Origin of the sequence: Pseudomonas graminis, assembly GCF_013201545.1 — a bacterium.
Lineage (GTDB): Bacteria > Pseudomonadota > Gammaproteobacteria > Pseudomonadales > Pseudomonadaceae > Aquipseudomonas.
The window spans coordinates 1,616,549-1,640,301 of record NZ_CP053746.1 but is presented as its reverse complement, the minus strand read 5'-3'; the positions used below and the strand labels follow the sequence as shown (position 1 = coordinate 1,640,301).

General features: G+C 57.0%; 23 protein-coding genes. 2 read left to right on the top strand and 21 right to left on the bottom strand.

Annotated features, from left to right (window positions below; genetic code table 11):
* Window positions 1-258: 258 nt before the first annotated feature.
* The 21 genes from glmS to rpmH form a co-directional block, all read right to left on the bottom strand.
* Window positions 259-2,094: a glutamine--fructose-6-phosphate transaminase (isomerizing) gene (gene glmS / locus FX982_RS07520; RefSeq protein WP_172610190.1), complete on the bottom strand. Its 1,836-nt coding sequence runs from the start codon at window positions 2,092-2,094 to the stop codon at window positions 259-261.
* Window positions 2,095-2,103: 9 nt separating this feature from the next.
* Window positions 2,104-2,871 carry a DeoR/GlpR family DNA-binding transcription regulator gene (locus tag FX982_RS07515; RefSeq protein WP_172610189.1) on the bottom strand — a complete coding sequence of 256 codons (768 nt, stop codon included), beginning with the start codon at window positions 2,869-2,871 and terminating at the stop codon, window positions 2,104-2,106.
* Window positions 2,872-3,050: 179 nt separating this feature from the next.
* On the bottom strand, window positions 3,051-4,418 hold the full coding sequence (glmU, locus tag FX982_RS07510) for a bifunctional UDP-N-acetylglucosamine diphosphorylase/glucosamine-1-phosphate N-acetyltransferase GlmU (protein ID WP_172610188.1): 1,368 nt from the start codon (window positions 4,416-4,418) through the stop codon (window positions 3,051-3,053).
* A 120-nt stretch (window positions 4,419-4,538) separates the two neighbouring features.
* A complete protein-coding gene (locus FX982_RS07505) occupies window positions 4,539-4,964 on the bottom strand; it encodes a F0F1 ATP synthase subunit epsilon (protein ID WP_037016911.1) in 426 nt (141 codons plus the stop codon).
* Between the two features lie 44 nt (window positions 4,965-5,008).
* Complete coding sequence (gene atpD / locus FX982_RS07500; protein ID WP_037016914.1) at window positions 5,009-6,385, bottom strand: F0F1 ATP synthase subunit beta; 1,377 nt, start codon at window positions 6,383-6,385, stop codon at window positions 5,009-5,011.
* 28 nt (window positions 6,386-6,413) lie between these two features.
* Window positions 6,414-7,274 (bottom strand): F0F1 ATP synthase subunit gamma, encoded by an 861-nt coding sequence (gene atpG / locus FX982_RS07495; RefSeq protein WP_037016916.1) that lies wholly within the window; start codon window positions 7,272-7,274, stop codon window positions 6,414-6,416.
* Between the two features lie 50 nt (window positions 7,275-7,324).
* Entirely contained in the window at window positions 7,325-8,869 is a 1,545-nt protein-coding gene (gene atpA / locus FX982_RS07490) for a F0F1 ATP synthase subunit alpha (RefSeq protein ID WP_065988057.1), read from the bottom strand.
* A gap of 21 nt (window positions 8,870-8,890) precedes the next feature.
* Window positions 8,891-9,427, bottom strand: a complete 537-nt coding sequence (locus FX982_RS07485; protein ID WP_037016920.1) for a F0F1 ATP synthase subunit delta — start codon at window positions 9,425-9,427, stop codon at window positions 8,891-8,893.
* A 12-nt stretch (window positions 9,428-9,439) separates the two neighbouring features.
* Entirely contained in the window at window positions 9,440-9,910 is a 471-nt protein-coding gene (locus FX982_RS07480; protein WP_065988056.1) for a F0F1 ATP synthase subunit B, read from the bottom strand.
* A 57-nt stretch (window positions 9,911-9,967) separates the two neighbouring features.
* Window positions 9,968-10,225, bottom strand: a complete 258-nt coding sequence (atpE, locus tag FX982_RS07475) for a F0F1 ATP synthase subunit C (RefSeq protein WP_002555987.1) — start codon at window positions 10,223-10,225, stop codon at window positions 9,968-9,970.
* 137 nt (window positions 10,226-10,362) lie between these two features.
* Window positions 10,363-11,232, bottom strand: a complete 870-nt coding sequence (gene atpB / locus FX982_RS07470) for a F0F1 ATP synthase subunit A (protein ID WP_074886103.1) — start codon at window positions 11,230-11,232, stop codon at window positions 10,363-10,365.
* A gap of 16 nt (window positions 11,233-11,248) precedes the next feature.
* On the bottom strand, window positions 11,249-11,656 hold the full coding sequence (locus FX982_RS07465) for a F0F1 ATP synthase subunit I (RefSeq protein ID WP_172610187.1): 408 nt from the start codon (window positions 11,654-11,656) through the stop codon (window positions 11,249-11,251).
* 146 nt (window positions 11,657-11,802) lie between these two features.
* Window positions 11,803-12,675 (bottom strand): ParB/RepB/Spo0J family partition protein, encoded by an 873-nt coding sequence (locus FX982_RS07460; protein WP_122534258.1) that lies wholly within the window; start codon window positions 12,673-12,675, stop codon window positions 11,803-11,805.
* Window positions 12,676-12,684: 9 nt separating this feature from the next.
* Window positions 12,685-13,479, bottom strand: coding sequence for a ParA family protein (locus FX982_RS07455; RefSeq protein ID WP_122534259.1), 795 nt, complete (start codon window positions 13,477-13,479; stop codon window positions 12,685-12,687).
* A gap of 18 nt (window positions 13,480-13,497) precedes the next feature.
* The gene (rsmG, locus tag FX982_RS07450) at window positions 13,498-14,133 is read right to left on the bottom strand and encodes a 16S rRNA (guanine(527)-N(7))-methyltransferase RsmG (protein ID WP_172613001.1); all 636 of its coding nucleotides are present in this window, start codon (window positions 14,131-14,133) and stop codon (window positions 13,498-13,500) included.
* A 5-nt stretch (window positions 14,134-14,138) separates the two neighbouring features.
* Window positions 14,139-16,037, bottom strand: coding sequence for a tRNA uridine-5-carboxymethylaminomethyl(34) synthesis enzyme MnmG (mnmG, locus tag FX982_RS07445; protein WP_172610186.1), 1,899 nt, complete (start codon window positions 16,035-16,037; stop codon window positions 14,139-14,141).
* Window positions 16,038-16,561: 524 nt separating this feature from the next.
* On the bottom strand, window positions 16,562-17,932 hold the full coding sequence (gene mnmE, locus FX982_RS07440) for a tRNA uridine-5-carboxymethylaminomethyl(34) synthesis GTPase MnmE (RefSeq protein WP_172610185.1): 1,371 nt from the start codon (window positions 17,930-17,932) through the stop codon (window positions 16,562-16,564).
* Window positions 17,933-18,010: 78 nt separating this feature from the next.
* Entirely contained in the window at window positions 18,011-19,690 is a 1,680-nt protein-coding gene (yidC, locus tag FX982_RS07435; protein ID WP_172610184.1) for a membrane protein insertase YidC, read from the bottom strand.
* Between the two features lie 2 nt (window positions 19,691-19,692).
* Window positions 19,693-19,938: a membrane protein insertion efficiency factor YidD gene (yidD, locus tag FX982_RS07430; protein WP_074886126.1), complete on the bottom strand. Its 246-nt coding sequence runs from the start codon at window positions 19,936-19,938 to the stop codon at window positions 19,693-19,695.
* Window positions 19,931-20,332: a ribonuclease P protein component gene (gene rnpA, locus FX982_RS07425; protein WP_074886129.1), complete on the bottom strand. Its 402-nt coding sequence runs from the start codon at window positions 20,330-20,332 to the stop codon at window positions 19,931-19,933. Before rnpA ends, yidD begins: the two co-directional genes overlap by 8 nt.
* A gap of 16 nt (window positions 20,333-20,348) precedes the next feature.
* A complete protein-coding gene (rpmH, locus tag FX982_RS07420) occupies window positions 20,349-20,483 on the bottom strand; it encodes a 50S ribosomal protein L34 (protein ID WP_002551315.1) in 135 nt (44 codons plus the stop codon).
* Window positions 20,484-21,067: 584 nt separating this feature from the next.
* Between rpmH and dnaA the strand changes: the two genes are divergently transcribed.
* Window positions 21,068-22,603, top strand: coding sequence for a chromosomal replication initiator protein DnaA (gene dnaA / locus FX982_RS07415; protein ID WP_172610183.1), 1,536 nt, complete (start codon window positions 21,068-21,070; stop codon window positions 22,601-22,603).
* Window positions 22,604-22,638: 35 nt separating this feature from the next.
* Window positions 22,639-23,742 carry a DNA polymerase III subunit beta gene (gene dnaN, locus FX982_RS07410; RefSeq protein ID WP_122534264.1) on the top strand — a complete coding sequence of 368 codons (1,104 nt, stop codon included), beginning with the start codon at window positions 22,639-22,641 and terminating at the stop codon, window positions 23,740-23,742.
* Window positions 23,743-23,753: the final 11 nt, after the last annotated feature.

The following is a 23,753-nucleotide window of genomic DNA, read 5'->3' as shown; positions in this document are numbered from 1 at the left end:
ACCTTAGTGATGAGGAATGCAGAAAAGTTCGCGCGGTCTTTGTGAAGTGAATCCCAATTATCAAATTGCGGCGCTAATTCAGAAAGTCGATAACGCCCTGAGATCTGTGCTTATCTCACCGGCAGGATAACGCGCACTTAACTGCGCTTTAAATGGCCTAAAGCTCACCGGAGTGAGCTTTAGGCTTAACGCGTCGAGGGCTTCGATTCCCTAATTCGCTGGGACAGTGGCGAGATTGGCCAACGCCCTGTGGATAACTTATTCCACCGTCACCGACTTCGCCAAATTACGCGGCTGATCCACGTCCGTACCCTTCAGCACTGCCACGTAGTACGAAAGCAGTTGCAGCGGAATGGTGTACAGAATCGGCGTCAGGGCGTCGAGGATGTGGGGCATGGAAACCACATGAGTGCCCTCCCCGTTGACCAGCCCGGCCTGTTCGTCAGCGAAGACGATCAGCTCGCCGCCCCGTGCGCGCACTTCCTGCAGGTTGGATTTCAGCTTCTCCAGCAGCTCGTTGTTAGGTGCCACGGTGACAACAGGCATGTCACTGTCCACCAGTGCCAACGGGCCGTGTTTCAGTTCTCCGGCCGGATAGGCTTCGGCGTGAATGTAGGAGATCTCCTTGAGCTTCAACGCCCCTTCCATCGCCACCGGGAATTGCGCGCCACGACCCAAGAACAGGGTGTGATTCTTCTCGGCGAACAGTTCGGCAATTTTCTCCACGGTCGTGTCCATGGCCAGCGCTTCACCCAGGCGGGTCGGCAGGCGGCGCAACTCTTCAACCAGTTCTGCTTCCACGCCAGCGCCCAGCGTGCCCTTGACCTGCCCCAGTGAGAGCGTCAGCAGCATCAGTGCGACCAGCTGCGTAGTGAACGCCTTGGTCGACGCGACTCCGATTTCCGGGCCGGCCTGCGTGAGCAGGGTCAGATCGGATTCACGCACCAGCGAACTGATGCCTACGTTGCAGATCGCCAGGCTGGCAAGGAAACCCAGTTCCTTGGCATTGCGCAGCGCGGCCAGGGTGTCGGCCGTCTCGCCGGACTGGGAGATCGAAACGAACAGCGTGTCCGGCTGGACCACGACTTTGCGATAGCGGAATTCACTGGCGACTTCGACCTGGCAGGGAATGCCGGCCAAGCCTTCGAGCCAGTAACGCGCGACCATGCCGGCGTGATAGCTGGTGCCGCAGGCGACGATCTGCACGTTGCGTACTTTGGCGAACAGCTCCGCCGCTTGCGGTCCAAATGCCTGCACCAAAACCTGCTGCTGACCGAGGCGTCCTTCCAGGGTGCGCTGCACGACTTTGGGCTGCTCGTGGATTTCCTTGAGCATGAAGTGGCGGTACTCGCCTTTGTCCGCTGCTTCTGCACCCTCGTGGTACTGAACGATCTCACGTTCGACATGCAGGCCGGATGCGTCCCAGATCTGCACGCTGTCGCGACGGATCTCGGCAATGTCGCCCTCTTCCAGGTACATGAAGCGGTCGGTGACCTGACGCAGCGCCAGTTGATCGGAGGCGAGGAAGTTTTCCCCAAGGCCCAGACCCACAACCAGCGGGCTGCCACTGCGAGCAGCAATCAGGCGATCCGGTTGGTGTGCGCTGATGACCGCAAGGCCATACGCGCCGTGCAGTTCCTTGACCGTTGCCTTCAGAGCTGCAGCCAGATCGGGCGTGTCCTGCAGTTTGTGGTGCAGCAGGTGGACAATGACCTCGGTGTCCGTGTCAGACGTGAACACGTAACCCAGACCCTTCAAGCGCTCGCGAAGCGGCTCATGGTTTTCGATGATGCCGTTGTGCACCACCGCCAGTTGCTCGTTGGAGAAATGCGGGTGGGCGTTGCGTTCCAACGGTGCACCGTGTGTGGCCCAACGAGTGTGGGCAATACCCAGGCGGCCTGTGACCGGTTCGCCGGCGAGTGCCCGCTCCAGTTCGTTGACCTTGCCGACCCGACGACGACGCTCAAGCACGCCGGCGTTGTTGAATAACGCCACACCCGCGCTGTCATAGCCCCGGTATTCCAAGCGCTTGAGGCCCTCCAGCAGGATGGCAGTGATATTCCGTTCAGCGACAGCGCCGACAATTCCACACATGGTCTTCTCCTAGGAAACAGCAGCGCAAATCAAGGTTACGCCGCGAGCCTGAATTTGTTCGCGTGCCTCTTGAGGCAGGCGGTCATCGGTAATGAGGGTATGGACACTGCTCCAAGGCAGCTCCAGATTGGGAATCTTGCGACCTACCTTGTCGGCCTCGACCATCACGATCACTTCCCGGGCGACTTCGGCCATCACCCGGCTGAGGCCAAGCAGTTCGTTGAATGTGGTTGTACCGCGGGTCAGATCAATGCCGTCGGCGCCGATGAACAGCTGATCGAAGTCGTAGGAACGCAGCACCTGCTCCGCCACCTGGCCCTGAAACGACTCTGAATGCGGGTCCCACGTCCCGCCGGTCATTAACAGGACCGGCTCGTGCTCCAGTTCACCCAGCGCGTTGGCGACGTGCAGGGAATTTGTCATCACCACAAGGCCCGGCTGCAAGCCCAGCTCCGGGATCATCGCAGCCGTTGTGCTGCCGCTGTCGATGATGATCCGTGCATGTTCCCGGATGCGGGCAACAGCAGCGCGGGCGATGGCCTGCTTGAACCTGGAAACGGGCTGGCCGGGCTCGCCAATCAATTCCTGGGGCATGGGGATGGCGCCGCCGTAACGACGAAGCAGCAGCCCATTGCTTTCAAGCGCAGCCAGATCCTTACGGACCGTCACCTCCGAAGTCTCAAAGCGCTTGGCCAACTCGTCCACGCTTACCTCGCCCTGCTCATTGAGCAAAGAAAGAATGTTGTGGCGGCGTTGAGGCGTATTACGTTTCGACATGACTGGCTTAAGTTTCGTTTCGAAAGTTAACGAACGCAATGAAAGCTCATCGAAAGATATACGTCAAGGGGGAAATGGGTGTCGGTGAGAAGGAATAGAGGATTTTTTCGAACAGTTGCCGCTCAGAGTCCGGCATCGGCTGCCTGTTTTGCAAACAGCCGATGTGCACTGTGGATAACTTAACCTTTCTTGATTTTCACCGGCCGCGTCCAGCCTTCGATGTTGCGTTGACGCGCTCGGGCGACCGCAAGCTGTTCGGCCGGTACATCCTGATTGATGGTAGAACCCGCGGCAGTGCTAGCGCCCGACGCGATATGCACAGGGGCAACAAGCGAGTTGTTCGAGCCGATGAAGACGTCTTCGCCCATCACCGTCTTGTGCTTGTTGGCGCCATCGTAGTTACAGGTAATGGTGCCAGCGCCAATGTTGGTGCGCGCGCCGATGACCGCGTCACCCAGGTAGGTCAGATGGCCTGCCTTGGCGCCCTCGCCGAGATGAGCATTCTTCAGTTCAACGAAGTTACCCACATGAGCGCGAGCGTCGAGCACACTGCCCGGGCGCAGACGAGCGAAAGGCCCTGCATCCGCGCCTTCGCCCACAATTGCGCCTTCGAGGTGACTATTCGCCTTGATGACTGCGCCCTTGCGCAAGGTGCTGTCCTTGATCACGCAATTCGGCCCGATCAAGACGTCGTCTTCGATGACGACTCGCCCTTCAAGGATGACGTTGACGTCGATCATCACGTCGCGGCCAACAGTGACGTCACCACGAACGTCGAAGCGCGCCGGGTCGCGCAGCGTCACGCCCAATGCCATGAGTCGGCGGGCTTCGCGCTGCTGGTAATGACGCTCGAGTTCGGCAAGTTGTTTACGGTCATTGGCGCCCTGCACTTCCATGGCATCGTCGGGCTGTGCGGTGGCCACCACCAAGCCATCGTTGACGGCCATGGCAATCACGTCAGTGAGGTAATACTCACCCTGGGCGTTTTTATTGGAGAGGCGACCCAGCCAGTCGGCGAGGCGCTTGCCCGGTACCGCGAGGATTCCGGTGTTACCTTCCTTGATAGCCTTCTGCGCTTCGGTTGCATCCTTGTGCTCGACGATAGCGCTGACGCGATGCTGCGCGTCACGGACGATGCGGCCATAACCGGTCGGGTCTTCCAGCGTGACCGTCAGCAGACCCAACTGCTGATCATTTACCAGCGCAAGGAGGCGGTGCAGGGTCTCTACCTGTATGAGCGGGACGTCGCCATAAAGAATGAGCACCGTCTCAGCCGTCAGCGCGGGCAACGCTTGCGCGACGGCGTGGCCAGTGCCCAATTGTTTGTCTTGAAGCACGAAATTCAGATCATCGCCCGCCAGTTGCTCTCGGACCCGCTCTGCGCCATGGCCGATGACGACGTGAATGCCTTCGGGAGAAAGCTGGCGTGCGCTGTGGATAACATGGCCAAGCATCGAGTTACCGGCTACAGGATGCAACACCTTGGGCAGAGCGGAACGCATGCGAGTGCCCTGACCCGCAGCAAGAATGACGATATCGAGAGACATGAAAGGATTCCAGACGAGCAGCCACATTAGCCGGGCTGATGATTCAGGCGATAAAGCCGAAAAAAGAAAAAGGGTAGCCGAGGCTACCCTTTTACTCAATCGCGCAACGAGTCGCCGGGGTTAGCCGCCGAACTTCTTGCGAATTTGCTGGACGGTGCGCAGCTGAGCTGCGGCCTCCGCCAGACGTGCAGCAGCAGATCCGTAATCGAAATCTGCGCCTTTTTCATTCAGAGCACGCTCGGCAGCCTTGACGGCTTCCTGAGCTGAGGCTTCGTCCAGATCGGCAGCGCGTTGCACGGTATCGGCAAGCACTTTGACCATGTTCGGTTGAACCTCAAGGAAACCACCGGAGATGTAAAACACCTCGGCTTCGCCACCCTGCTTGATCAGGCGGATCGGACCTGGCTTCAAATCGGTGATCAACGGTGCGTGACCTGGAGCAATACCGATATCACCCAGGTTACCGTGTGCAATCACCATCTCGACCAGACCGGAGAAAATCTCTCCTTCCGCGCTGACGATATCGCAATGGACTGTCATAGCCATTTGCCTGCCTCAACCTGATTAGCGCCCGTTGCCGGGCGCCTGGATTACAGTTTCTTGGCTTTCTCGATCGCTTCTTCGATGCCGCCGACCATGTAGAACGCCTGTTCAGGCAAATGGTCGTAGTCACCGGCGAGGATGCCTTTGAAGCCAGCAATGGTGTCTTTCAGGGAAACGTATTTACCCGAGGCACCGGTGAAGACTTCAGCCACGAAGAACGGCTGCGACAGGAATCGCTGAATCTTACGAGCGCGGGATACCAACTGCTTGTCGGTTTCCGACAGCTCGTCCATACCCAGGATCGCGATGATGTCTTTCAGCTCTTTGTAGCGCTGCAGAACATACTGAACGCCGCGAGCGGTGTCGTAATGGTCCTGGCCAATAACGTTCGGGTCCAGCTGACGCGAAGTCGAATCCAGTGGATCGACCGCTGGGTAGATACCCAGGGAAGCGATGTCACGGGACAGAACGACGGTGGCGTCCAGGTGAGCAAACGTTGTGGCTGGCGATGGGTCGGTCAAGTCATCCGCCGGTACGTATACCGCCTGAATGGAAGTGATCGAGCCTTCCTTGGTCGAAGTGATGCGCTCTTGCAGTACGCCCATCTCTTCAGCCAGCGTCGGCTGGTAACCTACTGCGGAAGGCATACGGCCCAGCAGTGCGGATACTTCAGTACCGGCCAGTGTGTAACGGTAGATGTTGTCAACGAACAACAGAACGTCGTTACCTTCGTCACGGAACTTCTCAGCCATGGTCAGGCCAGTCAGGGCGACGCGCAGACGGTTACCCGGCGGCTCGTTCATCTGACCGTAGACCAGCGCTACTTTATCCAGAACGTTAGAGTCCTTCATCTCGTGGTAAAAGTCGTTACCCTCACGGGTACGCTCGCCCACACCAGCGAACACGGAATAACCGCTGTGCTCGATGGCGATGTTACGGATCAGTTCCATCATGTTTACGGTCTTGCCGACACCGGCACCACCGAACAGACCAACTTTACCGCCCTTGGCAAACGGGCAAACGAGGTCGATGACCTTGATGCCGGTTTCCAGGAGGTCGTTGCCGCCAGCCTGATCAGCGAACGAAGGCGCAGGACGGTGAATGCCCCAGCGCTCTTCGGTTTCGATCGGGCCCGCTTCGTCGATCGGGTTGCCCAGTACGTCCATGATCCGGCCCAGTGTCGCTTTACCGACCGGTACGGAGATGGCTGCGCCGCTGTCGATAACGTCCAGACCGCGCTTCAAGCCTTCGGTGGAACCCATCGCAATGGTACGAACTACGCCGTCGCCCAGCTGCTGCTGAACTTCCAGAGTAGTTTCCGCGCCTTGTACTTTCAGCGCGTTGTAGATGCTCGGTACGCTGTCGCGTGGAAATTCCACGTCGATCACGGCGCCGATGATTTGAACGATACGTCCGCTACTCATTAGCTGGATCCTCTGAATATTTGAACCGTTAAACCGCGGCAGCGCCGCCGACGATTTCCGAGATCTCTTGGGTGATCGCTGCCTGACGCGCCTTGTTGTAGATCAGCTGCAAATCGCTGATCAGGTCACCGGCGTTGTCAGTGGCGTTCTTCATCGCGATCATCCGCGCAGCCTGTTCAGCCGCGTTGTTCTCGACCACCGCCTGATAGACCTGCGACTCCACGTAACGGACCATCAAGCCGTCCAGCAGCTCTTTGGCGTCGGGTTCGTACAGGTAATCCCAGTGGTGCTTGAGTTCTTGATCCTGGGTCGCGACCAACGGAATCAACTGCTCGACCGTTGGCTGCTGAGTCATGGTGTTGATGAACTTGTTGGACACCACGGACAGGCGATCAATACGGCCCTCCAGGTAGGCATCCAGCATCACCTTGACGCTGCCGATCAAATCGTTGATCGACGGCTCTTCGCCCAAGTGGCTGATCGCAGCGACGACGTTACCGCCGAAGTTGCGGAAAAACGCCGCACCTTTGCTGCCGACCACGCACAGATCGATCTCTACGCCGTTTTCACGGTTCTTCGCCATGTCCTTGACCAAAGCCTTGAACAGGTTGGTATTCAAGCCACCACACAGACCGCGGTCACTGCTCACCACGACATAACCAACGCGTTTTACTTCGCGTTCGATCATGAAGGGATGACGGTATTCCGGGTTAGCGTTGGCGAGATGACCAATCACCTGGCGGATGCGCTCCGCGTAAGGACGGCTAGCAGCCATGCGCATTTGAGCCTTGCGCATTTTACTGACCGCCACTTTTTCCATGGCGCTGGTGATCTTTTGCGTGCTTTTGATGCTCGCAATCTTGCTGCGAATCTCTTTTGCGCCTGCCATGTAACACCTATCAGGTTAGCAAGCGGGAGCCTCGCGACTCCCGCTGCGGCTTACCAGGTTTGGGTGGCCTTGAACTTCTCGATGCCGGCTTTCAGGCCAGAGTCGATTTCGTCATTGAAGTCACCCTTCACGTTGATCTTCGCCATCAAATCGGCGTGATCTCGGTTGAAGTAAGCAATCAGCGCTTGTTCAAAGCTGCCAACCTTGGCGATTTCGACGTCAGTCAGGAACCCACGCTCAGCGGCATACAGCGACAGCGACATGTCAGCGATCGACATTGGCGCATATTGCTTCTGCTTCATCAGCTCGGTAACGCGCTGACCATGCTCAAGTTGCTTACGGGTCGCTTCGTCCAGGTCAGAGGCGAACTGGGCAAATGCTGCCAGTTCACGGTACTGAGCCAGAGCGGTACGGATACCACCGGAAAGCTTCTTGATGATCTTGGTCTGAGCGGCACCACCCACACGGGATACCGAAACACCGGCGTTCACTGCCGGGCGGATGCCGGAGTTGAACATGGCCGATTCCAGGAAGATCTGACCGTCAGTGATGGAAATCACGTTGGTCGGAACGAACGCGGAAACGTCGCCAGCCTGGGTTTCGATGATCGGCAATGCGGTCAGGGAGCCGGTTTTGCCGGTCACTGCGCCATTGGTGAACTTCTCTACGTACTCTTCCGAAACGCGGGATGCACGCTCCAGCAGACGGGAGTGGAGATAGAACACGTCGCCTGGGTAAGCTTCACGTCCTGGTGGACGACGCAGCAGCAGGGAAATCTGGCGATAAGCCACAGCCTGCTTGGACAGATCGTCATAAACGATCAGTGCGTCTTCACCACGATCGCGGAAGTATTCGCCCATGGTGCAACCGGCATACGGAGCCAGGAATTGCAGCGCAGGGGATTCCGAAGCACTGGCCGCCACGATGATCGTGTTGGCCAGAGCGCCGTTTTCTTCCAGCTTGCGAACAACGTTGGCGATGGTCGACTGCTTCTGACCGATTGCAACGTAGACGCAGAAAATACCGCTGTTCTTCTGATTGATGATCGCGTCGATCGCCAGAGCGGTTTTACCGATCTGACGGTCACCGATGATCAGCTCGCGCTGGCCACGGCCGACAGGGATCATCGCATCGACAGCCTTGTAGCCAGTCTGTACAGGCTGGTCTACCGACTTACGCCAGATCACGCCTGGAGCAACTTTCTCGACCGCGTCGGTCTCGGTGTTGTTCAGCGGACCTTTGCCGTCGACAGGGTTACCCAGTGCGTCGACCACGCGACCCAGGAGTTCCTTACCAACCGGAACTTCCAGGATGCGGCCGGTGCACTTGGCACTCATGCCTTCAGCCAGAGAGGTGTAAGCGCCCAGTACGACCGCACCCACGGAGTCTTGCTCCAGGTTCAGTGCCATACCGTAAACGCCGCCCGGGAACTCGATCATTTCGCCGTACATAGCGTCGGCGAGACCGTGAATCCGCACGATACCGTCAGACACGCTGACGACTGTGCCTTCGTTTCGGGCTTGGGAGGCTACATCGAGGTTCTCGATGCGGCCCTTGATGATTTCACTTATTTCGGAAGGATTGAGTTGCTGCATTGCTCTGCTGCCCCTTCAAACTCAAGATTTCAATGCTTCGGCTAGTTGCGCGAGTTTGCCGCGAACTGAGCCATCGATAACCAGGTCGCCGGCGCGGATGATGACACCACCTATGAGGGCGGCATCCTCCGCAGCGTGCAGGCGCACTTCCCGGCCGAGCCGTGCACTGAGAACCTTGGCGAGTTTGTCTTGCTGTTCTTGGTTCAATGCAAAAGCACTGGTCACATCCACATCTACCGATTTTTCCTGCTCGGCCTTGTAAAGCTCGAACAGTTCGGAGATCTCCGGCAGAAGCTGGAGACGGTCGTTTTCAGCAACGACGTGAATGAAATTCTGTGCCTTGGCATCGAACTTGTCGCCGCACACTTCAATAAAAGTGGCGGCCTTGTCTGCGCTCGTCAGTCGCGGGGCCTTGAGCATGCGCTGCATCGTGTCGTCTTGCGACACTGCAGCAGCCAGGCCGAGCATGGCTGACCAATTGGCCAGTTGCTGGTGCGCCTGTGCATGCTCGAAGGCTGCCTTAGCGTAAGGTCGGGCCAACGTGGTCAGTTCTGCCATGATCGCCCTCGCTTAAATTTCAGCAGCCAGTTTGTTTACCAGCTCCGCGTGCGCGTTTTGATCGATTGTGGCACCCAGGATCTTCTCTGCGCCGTTGACTGCCAGGCTACCCAATTGGGCGCGCAGCGCATCTTTGACGCCGTTCAGTTCCTGTTCGATCTCGGCCTGAGCCTGAGCCTTGATGCGGTCAGCTTCAACGCGAGCCTGTTCACGGGCTTCGTCGACAATCTGGGTACCGCGTTTCTTGGCTTGCTCAATGATCTCAGCTGCTTGAGCCTTAGCTTCGCGCAGTTGCTGACCCACTTTATCTTGGGCCAGCTCCAGGTCGCGAGCTGCTCGTGTAGCAGCGTCCAGTCCATCCGCAATCTTCTTCTGACGTTCGTGCAAAGCCGCGATGACCGGAGGCCACACGAACTTCATGCAGAACAGCACAAAAATGAAGAACGCAACGGACTGGCCAATCAGGGTTGCATTAATGTTCACGCCAACACCTCGCTCGTTCGTTGTCCATCACACCAATCAACTCGAAAATTCGAGTGATCAGCCAGCGAGTTGACCAACGAAGGGGTTCGCAAAAGTGAAGAACAGAGCGATACCAACACCGATCATGGTCACGGCGTCGAGCAGACCAGCCACGATGAACATTTTAACTTGCAGCATTGGAACCATTTCCGGTTGACGCGCAGCGCCTTCCAGAAATTTACCGCCCAGCAAGCCGAAACCGATTGCAGTACCCAGTGCGCCCAGGCCGATCAGCAGTGCAACAGCGATAGCAGTTAGACCAACTACAGTTTCCATCTTTCCTCCCGACTTTTACGTCGTATTGGTTAGGTTTTCTTAGATTAAAGCGGTAAAGCAAAATCGTTTCTTACATCAAGCCCTCGCGGGCATCCCCTCACCGAAGCGAGGGGATCATCAGACTCGCCAGGCGGGTCTCAATGGTTATCTTCGTGAGCCATCGACAGGTAGACGATGGTCAGCATCATGAAGATGAACGCTTGCAGGGTGATGATCAGGATGTGGAACACAGCCCACGCCCATTGCAGGACCACGCCCAGACCGCTAAGCCACAGCAGGCCGCTCCCGAACATGACCGCGATCAGAATGAACACCAGTTCACCCGCGTACATGTTGCCGAACAGTCGCAGTGCCAGGGAGATGGGCTTGGCCACCAGAGTCACGAATTCAAGCAGGAAGTTCACCGGAATCAACAGCGCTTGAACGAAAATGTTCTTGCTGCCGAACGGGTGCAGGGTCAATTCGCCGATGAAGCCGCCGATACCCTTAATCTTGATGCTGTAGAAAATGATCAGCGCGAATACGGACAGTGCCATGCCCAGCGTCGCGTTCGGATCGGTGGTCGATACGGCGCGGAAAGGAATGTGGTGATCACCGGTGATCATGATCGCCAGCTGCGGGATCCAGTCGACAGGAATCAAGTCGACCGCGTTCATGAGGAACACCCAGGCGAAGATGGTCAACGCCAGAGGAGCGATCACGGCGCTACGGCCATGGAAGCTGTCCCGGACGCTGCCGTCGACGAACTCGACGAGCACTTCAACGAAGTTCTGCAGGGCGCCCGGCTGACCGGAAGTCGCCTTTTTTGCGGCCATGCGGAAGATGAGGACAAAAATCAGACCCAATGCGACCGACCAGCCGAGGGTGTCGACGTGGAAAGCCCAAAAGCCCATTTCTTTTGCTTCCGCTGCGGAATGCGCGAAGCCCCAACTGCCGTCTGGCAAATGACCGAAGGTCAAGTTCTGCAAGTGGTGCTGGATATAGCCCGAAGCTGTTTGCTCTGCCATGGTTGCCTCAAACGCCCTAAGGTCTCGAAAGTCTTGTTCTCAATAGCAGGGGCGCAAACCAACTGACCAGTTGGGTCAGTATGAAAACGCCAAAAACCGCCAGCGGAGCCAGCGGCTTTACTCCTGCAAACGTCAGTGCAAAGAGCACTGCCGTAAAAATCAACTTGCCTGCCTCGCCGGCGTAGAACGACCGAACGATGGCCTGCGCTGCCCTGGCCCCGGAGTACCGGAATGCCTTATGAGCAAAATACACATTCGGCAGCCAGGCTATCAGGCCACCGCAAAGTCCCGAATACCCGGCTACGACGCCGTGCCACTGCCAAAGCGCCAGCGCTGCCCCCAGGAGGACAATCAACTGAGCCAGCAAGATCGGGAAAACAGCCAGGCGATGGAACGGCAAGCGGTTTGGCGTGCGTGTCTCCATCACATGGGCTCCTCGTAAGCCGGCCGCCAAAATCAATAACTTGGCATAAATTGTGCCGACAAAATGCGCGCAGAGTATAGGGGCGGTTCAGCCCCTATTCAACTGCCAGGTAGTGATTTCCGACTACGCGCTACGCATGATTTGTTTCAGCGAATGTGAGCGAGCACACCCTGTAGCTCGTCCAACGAGTTATAACGAATAACCAACTGACCTTTGCCCTTCTGTCCATGCCGGATTTGCACCGCGGAGCCCAGCCGCTCGGCTAGGCGCTGCTCGAGACGTGTGATGTCAGGATCAGCCTTCACCGGTTCGGCAGCCTCCTGTTTGCCGCTCAGCCACTGGCGAACCAGTGCTTCTGTCTGGCGCACGGTCAGACCGCGTGCGACAACATGTCGCGCCCCTTCAACCTGCTGATCTTCAGGCAGCCCCAGTAGGGCCCGGGCATGGCCCATCTCAAGATCACCATGGGAGAGCATGGTCTTGATCACTTCCGGCAATGCGATCAGTCGCAGCAAATTGGCGACGCTGACTCGCGACTTGCCTACCGCTTCCGCCACTTGCTGCTGGGTCAGCTGAAATTCCTGCTGCAGACGCTGCAGGGCAATCGCTTCCTCGATCGGATTCAGGTCTTCGCGCTGGATGTTCTCAATCAGCGCCATCGCGATCGCCGCTTCATCCGGCACGTCACGCACCATGGCAGGGATCGTCTCAATCCCTGCCTGCTGGCTGGCGCGCCAGCGGCGCTCGCCCGCGATGATCTCAAAGCGGTTGTCGGCGATCGGGCGGACCACGATCGGCTGCATGACCCCTTGCGCCTTGATCGAGTTCGCCAGTTCTTCCAGCGCCTGGGGATCCATATCACGACGCGGCTGGTACTTGCCTCGCTGAATCAGGTCCAGTGGGATGTGTTGAAGCTCGCGCTCAGTGGCCTTCACCGCCTGTTCTTCCAGTGCGGTGACGGTGGGGCTGCTCAGCAGTGCGTCCAGCCCACGTCCGAGTCCACGTTTCTTGACGGCCATGGAATTTCCTTAAGTGGGCTGAGCCGCAGTGCGACTGCCGCGACGTTGGCGACGAACCATCTCGCCCGCAAGCGCCAGGTAAGCCAGCGCGCCGCGAGAAGTCTTGTCGTACGCCAAAGCCGGCATGCCGAAGCTGGGCGCCTCGGCCAGACGAATATTGCGCGGAATCACGGTGTCGTACAGCTGCTCGCCGAAATGCTCTTTGAGCTGCGCCGAAACATCGTTGATCAGGCTAAGCCGCGGGTCATACATGGTCCGCAGCAAACCCTCGATCTTGAGTTGGGGATTGAGCAATTCACCGATGCGCTTGATGTTATCCACAAGGTCACTCAGACCTTCGAGCGCAAAGTACTCACACTGCATGGGGATAATCACGCCGTCGGCCGCGACCAGCGCGTTGAGCGTCAACATTGAAAGCGATGGAGGGCAATCGATGAGGATGTAATCGTAATTTTCGCGGATGGGCGCCAGTGCTGCGCGCAGACGCGATTCCTTCATCTGCATTTCAAGCAGGACCACCTCGGCAGCCGTCAGATCACGGTTTGCCGGCAGCAGCTGATAGCCGCCGTGTTCGGAAAAGTGCATGGCCTGATTCAGGTCGCACTCGCCGATCAGCAAATCGTAGACCGAGTGCTCAAGCGCATGCTTATCCACACCACTGCCCATGGTGGCATTGCCTTGCGGATCGAGATCGATCAACAGCACCCGACGCTTGGTAGCCACCAGCGAAGCCGCGAGGTTGATACAGGTTGTGGTTTTACCCACACCCCCTTTTTGGTTCGCTATCGCGAATACCTTAGCCATTCTTGCGTGTGTTCCCTGTCATGCCGTGCGGCGCAGTATCAGCAGATGCCGTTGACCTTGGCAACCGGGTACGGCCAAGGCTTGCGCGCTTTCCAGATGAAAATCTGCGGGCAATGCTACCAGTTCATCCACTGGATGCAGACCCTTCATTGCCAACCAGCGCGTTTGGCCGTCGCCCATGTGCCGAGTCCACTGGGTAAAGTCTTCCAGACTGCTGAAGGCGCGGGAGATGATGCCGTTGAACGGCAGCGCGGGCTGGAACGCTTCGGCACGACTGTGGATAACTTCGAGGTTGGCGAGCGCAAGCTCGAGTTTGACCTGCGTCAGAAACCGGGTTTTCTTGCCGTTACTGTCCAGCACCGTCACTTTCATGTCCGGAAACAGGATGGCGAGCGGGATACCCGGCATCCCGCCGCCACTGCCGACATCCAGCTGACGCTCACCTTCGATGAAACGCACCACGCTCAAGCTGTCCAGCAGATGGCGAGAGACCATTTCATCTGGATCACGAACGGCGGTCAGGTTGTAGGCCTTGTTCCACTTGATGAGCAAAGCCAGGTACGCCAGCAACTGGCGGTGTTGGCTTTCGTTCAACTCGACACCAAGCTCTCGAGCGCCAAGGGTCAGTTCTTCTGCATGCTGCGGGGTAACCATCGAACTCAAGCGCTTTGCTCCAACTGACGGCCCGCGCCGCGTTTTTTCAGATGAATCATCAACAGAGAAATCGCCGCTGGCGTGACGCCGGGAATCCGCGAGGCCTGCCCAAGGGTTTCAGGACGAGTTATCCCCAGCTTGCTCTGGATTTCCTTGGAAAGGCCGGAAATCCCGGTGTAATCGATATCCACAGGGAGCCGTGTGTTTTCGCTGGCACGCAGACGAGTGATCTCGTCTTGCTGACGATCGATGTAACCGGCGTACTTGGTCTTGATTTCAACTTGTTCAGCGACCTGCGGGTCAGGCGAGCCGTTGCCGGTCAGCTCAACCAGGCTGGCATAGTCCACTTCGGGACGGCTCAGCAGGTTCAGCAAATTGTATTCGTGGGTCAACGGAGTGCCGAAATGCGCCGAGACTGCATCGCCCTGCTCGGTACCCGGACGAATCCAGGTTGATTTCAGGCGCTGCTCTTCCAGCTCGATGCCTTCACGCTTGGCACAGAACGCCGCCCAGCGGGCATCGTCGACCAACCCGAGCGCCCGACCTTGTTCCGTCAAACGCAAGTCCGCGTTGTCTTCCCGCAAAATCAAGCGGTACTCGGCACGCGAGGTGAACATCCGGTATGGCTCCTGAGTACCCAACGTAATGAGGTCATCCACTAGCACGCCGATGTAAGCCTCATCGCGACGCGGACACCAGCTGTCCTTACCTTGAGCCCGAAGCGCTGCGTTGGCGCCAGCGAGTAAACCTTGGGCACCGGCCTCTTCGTAACCGGTTGTGCCGTTGATCTGTCCTGCGAAAAACAACCCACCGATAACCTTGGTTTCGAGGCTGTACTTCAGGTCGCGCGGATCGAAGTAGTCGTACTCGATGGCATAGCCAGGCCTGACGATGTGGGCGTTTTCCATTCCGCGAATGGACCGCACGATCTGCAGCTGTACGTCGAACGGCAGCGAGGTCGATATGCCGTTGGGATAAAGCTCATGGGTCGTCAAACCTTCCGGCTCGATAAACACCTGATGGCTTTCCTTGTCGGCAAACCGATGGATCTTGTCTTCAATCGACGGGCAATAGCGTGGACCTACCCCCTCTATCTCACCGGCAGCGGAATACATCGGCGAACGATCAAGATTGGCCGCGATGATTTCGTGGGTCTGGGCATTGGTGTGGGTAATCCAGCAACTGACCTGGCTCGGGTGTTGAGCCTTTGAACCCATGAACGACATCACCGGGATCGGCGTATCACCCGGTTGTTCGGTCATCACCGAGAAATCCACAGATCGGCCGTCAATGCGCGGAGGTGTACCCGTTTTCAGGCGGCCCACTCTCAACGGAAGCTCACGGAGCCTGCGTGCAAGCGCGATCGACGGCGGATCACCGGCGCGACCGCCCGAATAGTTCTGCAGACCGATGTGGATAAGTCCGCCCAGGAAGGTCCCGGTTGTCAGAACCACGGAATCAGCGAGAAAACGCAGTCCCATCTGGGTAACGACGCCGCGCACCTGATCCTGCTCGACGATCAGGTCGTCGCATGCCTGTTGGAATACCCAGAGGTTGGGCTGGTTTTCGATGATTTCTCTGACTGCGGCCTTGTAGAGCACGCGATCCGCCTGGGCACGTGTAGCCCGGACAGCGGGGCCTTTGCGGCTGTTAAGCACGCGAAACTGGATGCCACTTTTGTCCGTGGCCGTTGCCATCGCACCGCCGAGTGCATCGATCTCTTTGACCAAATGACTTTTACCGATGCCACCAATGGCCGGGTTGCAACTCATCTGGCCGAGGGTTTCCACGTTATGCGTAAGCAGCAGGGTGGTAGCCCCCATACGTGCGGACGCCAGTGCTGCCTCGGTACCGGCATGACCGCCGCCGATGACGATCACTTGAAAACGGGAAGGGAAATCCACCACGCACCTCGTGCCTGTTGTTTGGGGGGAATAGGAATGGCGGCAAGTATAGGGACTTACCCCCCCTTAAGAAACCCGTTGCGCAAAATCTAACCAGCTGTGGATGAATGGCGGTTATAGAAATTAAAAAGAAGGAAATTTATAAGATCTTTGTTTTTATGTTTATTTCTACTGAGGCCCATCTCTGTGGATAGAATGCTCAAATCCTTTAAATACGTGATGTACAGAGAATCAAAAGCCTGTGTCCATGTGCCCAAGAGCTACTTGGATAACCTGTCTAAGCCTGTGGATTAAATGACCACTTGTCCACAGGTGGCATTATCCTCAGGTGAGGGACCTGTTTATCTACCGAGCTTAGCCATGGTTATGCACAGGGCTTATTTGAGAATTCAGGTGCTAAACGGTCAAATTCGAGGCGCATCTATGCCCCCAGGCATTGACCGGAAGTCTGCAAAAGTCAGAAAACCTGAATCGAGATGGGGCAGATCCGGAGAGATTGACCTGCCAGGGGATGGATCGCGGTGTTATTTGCCGATGCAAAAGCTGGAGAAAATTCGTCCCAGCAAATCGTCCGAGCTGAATGCGCCCGTAATTTCGCCCAGGGACTGCTGTGCTTGGCGCAGGTCTTCGGCAAGCAGCTCGCCGGCGCCCGCCAGGGTCAGCTGCGAGCGTCCATGCTCGAGAGAAGCGCTTGCCTTGTGCAGCGCTTCAAGGTGTCGCCGTCGCGCACTGAAGCTTCCTTCAGCTGTTTGCTGATATCCCATGCACGCCTTCAGATGCTCTCTGAGAAGCTCCACGCCCTTACCTCCTGACTTGGCGCTCAGGCTGATGGTCACGTGGCCATCGATGCTGGTCACCAGCTCCACCGGTTCATTACTCAGGTCCACCTTGTTACGAATCAAGGTGACGTGGGCGGGGTCAGGTCTTTGATCCAGGAACTCGGGCCATAAAGCGAAAGGATCGCGCGCCTCCGGCGCTGTCGCATCCACCACCAGCAGAATTCGGTCCGCCTGACCTATGGCCTGAAGCGCGCGTTGCACACCTATTTTTTCCACATGATCGTCGGTGTCGCGCAGACCGGCAGTGTCCACGACGTGGAGAGGCATGCCATCAATGTGGATATGTTCGCGCAGGACATCACGGGTTGTGCCGGCAATCTCAGTCACAATTGCCGCCTCTTTGCCGGCGAGTGCATTCAGCAGACTGGATTTGCCGGCGTTGGGTCTGCCTGCAATCACCACGTTCATGCCATCCCTAAGCAGTGCGCCCTGGTTGGCTTCGTGGAGCACTGTGGATAACTGACTGCGAACGTCGTCCAGCATGGCAAGCACATGGCCGTCCGCGAGAAAGTCGATCTCTTCCTCCGGAAAATCGATCGCTGCTTCGACATAAATGCGCAGGCTGATCAGTTTCTCCGTGAGCTCATGTACTCGCTGAGAAAATGCACCCTGCAGCGACCTCAACGCATTGCGTGCGGCCTGTGCAGAACTCGCTTCGATAAGGTCAGCGATGGCCTCGGCTTGGGCGAGGTCGAGCTTGTCGTTGAGAAATGCGCGTTCACTGAATTCCCCGGGCCGTGCCAGACGGCACCCCAACTGCACACAGCGTTGCAGCAACATGTCCAGAACCACCGGCCCGCCATGCCCTTGAAGTTCGAGGACGTCTTCCCCGGTGAATGAGTGGGGGCCAGAAAAATAGAGTCCGATACCTTCGTCGATGATTACGCCGCTTTCTCCCTTGAAGGTGCCGTAATGCGCGTACCGAGGTTGTGGCAGTTTGCCGAGAATCGCCTCTGCACACTTGCCGGCCTGGGGACCAGAGATGCGGACGATGCCGACGCCTCCTCGTCCGGGAGCCGTCGCGATGGCCGCAATGGTTTCAAAAAGAACGTTCATGGGCCGACTCCTAGGCAACCGACGGATAGCAAAACGCCCCACGAGGGGGCGTTTTGAATGACTTGTTAACAGGGTAGATCAGGCTTCAGCTTTCTTGGCTTTCGCTTCGATGCTGCGGGTGATGTACCACTGCTGAGTGATGGACAAGGTGTTGTTCACAACCCAGTACAGCACCAGACCAGCCGGGAACCATAGGAAGAAGAACGTGAAGATGATTGGCATCAGCTTCATGACCTTGGCCTGCATCGGATCCGGCGGAGTCGGATTCAAACGCTGCTGGATAAACATGGTAGCGCCCATGATGATCGGCAGGATAAAGAACGGGTCCTTGATCGACAGGTCGGTTATCCACAGCAGCCAAGGTGCCTGGCGCATTTCGACGCTTTCAAGCAGTACCCAGTACAGCGACAGGAACACCGGCATCTGCACCAGGATCGGCAAGCATCCACCCAACGGGTTAATCTTCTCTTTCTTGTACAGCTCCATCATCGACTGAGAAAGCTTCTGACGATCGTCACCATGCTGCTCTTTCAACGCGGCCAAGCGCGGAGCGACTGCACGCATGCGTGCCATCGACTTGTAACTGGCCGCCGACAGAGGGAAGAAAAGCCCCTTGATTAGCATGGTCAGGAAGATGATCGACCAGCCCCAGTTACCCACGATGCTGTGGATATGTTGCAGCAGCCAGAAAATAGGCTGGGCAATGAACCACAGAATCCCGTAATCCACCGTCAATTCAAGACCTGGGGACAACTCCTTCAGGACTGCCTGACTCTTCGGACCGGCGTAAAGCGTTGTAGTGGTCTCGGCTTTCGCGCCAGGTGCGACCGTCAATGCCGGGCCTGTGAAACCGATGATGTAATTGCCGGCACTGTCCTTACGGGTGGTGACAGTGTTGCTATCAGTTTTATTCGGAATCCAAGCGGTCACGAAGTAATGCTGCAACCAGGCAACCCAACCACCCTGAACGGTGTCCTTCACCGAACCTTTGTCGATGTCCTTCATGGAAACCTTTTTGTAAGGTTCCGAAGGTGTCCACATCGCAGCACCCAGATAGGTGGCCGTGCCAGTGGCAGTCGTCGAGGATGGGTCAGCGCTCGAATCACGTTTCAGCTGTGCGAACAGGTTACCGTTCCAAGGCTGCGCGCTCTGGTTGTCAATCACGTAAGAAACGGTCAGGTCATACAGACCGCGTTTGAACGTGAAACGCTTGATGTAGTTCACGCCGCCATCGCTGAATTTCAGGTCGACGACCAAGTCGTTCTGACCGTCAGTCAACTGGTAGCTTTTTTGCGTGGCCGAGTAGACCGGGCGACCATTGGCTCGGGCATCAGGGCCATTTGCACCAGTCAGACCGCTCTGAGCGAGAAAGATCCGTTCGCCGCCGTTATCGAACAGCTGGAAAGGAATCTCGGGATGATCCTGACGGCGTGGATAAAGTGGCAAACGAAGCTGCACCACGTCGCCGCCTACCGGATCAATCTCCAGATTAAGGACGTCTGTCTTCACCTGGATCAGATCTTTGCTGGTAGCCACCGGGATTTCCGCAGGCGCAGCCACTTCGCCGGTAGCGCTAGGAACGTCTGCATTGGCAGTCGCTGAACCTTGCGGAGCATCAGGAATAGCGGATGTATTGGTGTTGGCAGCAACATTCTGAGTCGGCAAAGCAGCCTGACCGTAGTCCTGGTTCCATTTCAGGACACCGACATAGGTCACGATTGCCAGGGCGACGATCAGGATCGTGCGTTTAATATCCATGATTACTCGGCCATCGAAGAGGAACGGGAGGTGGGAGCAGGTGGAACCGGGTCATAACCACCGGGATTCCACGGATGACACCGACCTAAGCGACGTAAGGTCAGCCAGCCACCGCGCACCAGACCATAATTTTCAATGGCCTCGTACGCGTAGCAGGAGCAACTGGGGTAGAAACGACAGTGACTGGCCATCAGAGGACTGATGGCATAGCGGTAAAACTGGATCGGAACGAGCGCCAGTTTACGCATCAGGACTGTCTACCCCCGCAGTTTCGGTTTTAAGTTCGGGATTGGGCCGGCTGCGCGCCAGACGTTTCCAGAGCTTGCCGAAATGCTGAATCAATTCGGGGTTTTCAATGTCACCCAAGCCTTTGCGTGCAACGACGACGATATCCCATCCAACCAGGTTGTCCTGGTGAAGGCGAAACGACTCACGCATCAGGCGTTTCAAACGGTTGCGCTCGACGGAGAGCTTCACGCTCTTCTTGCCGATCACCAGCCCGAGACGGGGATGATCAAGGTCGTTGTTGCGCACAAGGAGCAGGAGATTTTTCCCCGGAACCTTGCCGGTAGGGGAGTCAAAGACTGCCTTGAAATGCCGGGGTGTCAGCAAACGCTTTTCCCGACTGAAGTCCTGACTCACCACCTGTGCCGATTAATCAAACTGCCAGACGCTTACGGCCTTTGGCGCGACGACGCGACAGAACTGCGCGACCGTTTTTGGTGGCCATACGAGCACGGAAACCGTGGGTGCGAGCGCGCTTGATAGTGCTGGGTTGGAAAGTACGTTTCATGGCGTGTTACCTGGTTCGTCCACAACGGGCCGGAATGGCCCCCGTTTTAAGAGACCGGGGATTCTAGAGAAAGCGGGCACGCAGGTCAATTTCCAACCAATGTTTCTTGCACTTACTTGCTGAGTGCATTCCATCGACAGCGAGAGATCGGGCGGTGCATTCTTGGCACGTAGATATAGAAATAAAGAAGGAAGGTATTTAAAGCTTCTTTGTAAAGCTTATAAAAGCTTAAGGCGGGGATTTCTGTGGATAAGGCTCTACAAGCCCTGCATCACGTGGTGTACAGAGCGAAGAAAGTCTGTCCACAAACGGTGCTGCGGTTGTGTGACAGCTGGCTACAAGCTGTGGATAGAATGAGCATTTATCCACAGTTGCTTTATCCACAGGTTTCAGACCGGGTTTATGCAACGAGCTGAGGCTAGGTTATCCACAGACCTTAACTATCCACCGCTGGTCGTTCTGTTTAGGACTTTCTGTTTGGTTTCATGAGTCGGCGCCCTACCTTCATGTGGATAAGTCCGCTACGGGTGGTTACAATGGCGGCTTGTTTTTGCCGCGCCGGCTTCGGAACCTAGGGGATATTTGTGTCAGTGGAACTTTGGCAGCAATGCGTTGAGCTCTTGCGCGATGAGCTGCCTGCCCAGCAATTCAACACCTGGATCCGTCCGTTACAGGTTGAAGCCGAAGGCGACGAATTGCGCGTGTATGCGCCCAACCGATTTGTGCTGGACTGGGTGAATGAGAAGTACCTGAGCCGATTGCTCGAGCTGCTGGGCGAGCACGGTCAGGGAGTCGCGCCCGCGCTTTCCTTATTAATAGGCAGCAAGCGTAGTTCAGCGCCACGTGCAGCCCCGAACGCACCGCTCGCTGCAGCTGCTGCCGCATCTCAGGCCGCTCAGAACGCGAGCAACAACGATGCCCCGGTGGCCTCACCGGCACCGCAGTCCGTCGCAACGCCTGCTCCGATGATTCAGACCTCCTTGAATGTCGAAGACGAACCTTCCCGGGCGAGCTTCGATCCGATGGCAGGCGCCAGTTCCCAGCAAGCTCCTGCTCGCGCCGAGCAGCGTAGTGTTCAAGTTGAGGGCGCGCTGAAGCACACTAGCTATCTGAACAGGACCTTTACGTTCGAAAATTTTGTCGAAGGTAAATCCAACCAGTTGGCTCGAGCGGCCGCCTGGCAGGTAGCGGACAATCCCAAACACGGTTACAACCCGCTCTTTCTGTATGGCGGCGTGGGTTTAGGTAAGACTCACTTGATGCATGCCGTGGGTAACCACTTGCTCAAGAAGAACCCGAATGCCAAGGTTGTGTATTTGCACTCCGAGCGTTTTGTGGCGGATATGGTCAAGGCGCTTCAGCTCAATGCAATCAATGAGTTCAAACGCTTCTATCGCTCAGTCGATGCACTGCTGATCGATGACATTCAATTTTTCGCCCGCAAAGAGCGTTCCCAGGAAGAGTTTTTCCACACCTTCAACGCGCTTCTGGAGGGGGGGCAGCAGGTTATTCTTACGAGTGACCGCTACCCTAAAGAGATCGAAGGCCTGGAAGAGCGCTTGAAGTCACGTTTCGGCTGGGGCCTGACAGTCGCGGTCGAGCCACCGGAGCTGGAAACGCGGGTAGCGATTTTGATGAAGAAGGCAGATCAGGCGAAAGTCGATCTCCCTCATGACGCCGCGTTCTTCATCGCTCAGCGCATCCGGTCTAACGTGCGTGAGCTTGAGGGTGCGCTGAAGCGTGTCATCGCTCACTCGCACTTCATGGGCCGAGACATCACCATCGAACTGATCCGTGAATCGTTGAAGGATTTGCTTGCGTTGCAAGACAAGCTGGTGAGTGTGGATAACATTCAGCGGACCGTTGCCGAGTACTACAAGATCAAGATCTCCGACTTGCTGTCGAAGCGCCGTTCGAGGTCTGTCGCAAGACCGCGGCAAGTGGCGATGGCATTGTCCAAGGAACTGACCAACCACAGTCTTCCGGAAATCGGCGATGTGTTTGGCGGCCGTGACCACACAACGGTGTTGCACGCGTGCCGGAAGATCAACGAATTGAAAGAATCCGATGCGGACATCCGCGAGGACTACAAGAACCTGCTGCGGACATTGACAACGTGACGCTGACGCAGCTTATCAAGGCAAGGGACTAGACCATGCATTTCACCATTCAACGCGAAGCCCTGTTGAAACCCCTGCAACTGGTCGCGGGCGTTGTCGAACGCCGTCAGACCTTGCCGGTTCTTTCGAACGTACTTTTGGTCGTTGAGGGCCAGCAGTTGTCTTTGACCGGTACGGACCTCGAAGTCGAGCTGGTCGGCCGCGTGCAGTTGGAAGAGCCTGCTGAGCCGGGCGAAATCACCGTCCCCGCGCGCAAGCTGATGGACATCTGCAAAAGCATTCCCAATGACGCACTGATTGACATCAAGCTCGACGAGCAAAAGCTGATTGTCAAAGCGGGTCGCAGCCGCTTTACGCTTTCTACCCTGCCTGCCAATGACTTCCCCACTGTGGAAGAAGGTCCGGGTTCGCTTACGTTCAGCCTTATTCAAAGCAAGCTGCGCCGCTTGATCGAGCGCACCAGCTTTGCCATGGCCCAGCAGGACGTTCGCTACTACCTCAACGGCATGCTGCTTGAAGTTCAGTCGGGCATTCTCCGCGCGGTCGCAACTGATGGGCATCGTCTTGCGATGTGTTCCATGGCTGCAGAGATCGAGCAGGCTGACCGTCACCAGGTGATCGTGCCGCGTAAGGGCATCCTGGAACTGGCGCGACTGCTGACTGAGCAAGACGGCCTGGTCAGCATCGTGCTGGGTCAGCATCACATTCGCGCGACCACAGGTGAGTTCACGTTCACATCCAAGCTTGTCGACGGCAAATTCCCTGACTACGAGCGAGTGCTGCCCAAGGGCGGTGACAAGCTAGTCGTCGGTGATCGTCAGGCACTGCGCGAGGCGTTCAGCCGTACGGCGATTCTCTCCAACGAAAAATATCGAGGTATCCGCCTTCAGTTGGCCAACGGTCAGTTGAAGATTCAAGCGAACAACCCGGAGCAGGAAGAAGCCGAGGAAGAAATCAGCGTCGACTACAACGGCAGCTCTCTTGAGATCGGATTTAACGTGAGCTACCTGCTCGACGTACTGGGTGTCATGACCACGGAGCAAGTCCGTCTGATTCTTTCGGATTCGAACAGCAGCGCTTTGGTGCAGGAGTCAGGCAACGACGACTCGGCCTATGTCGTTATGCCGATGCGCCTGTAACAGCAGTTGAT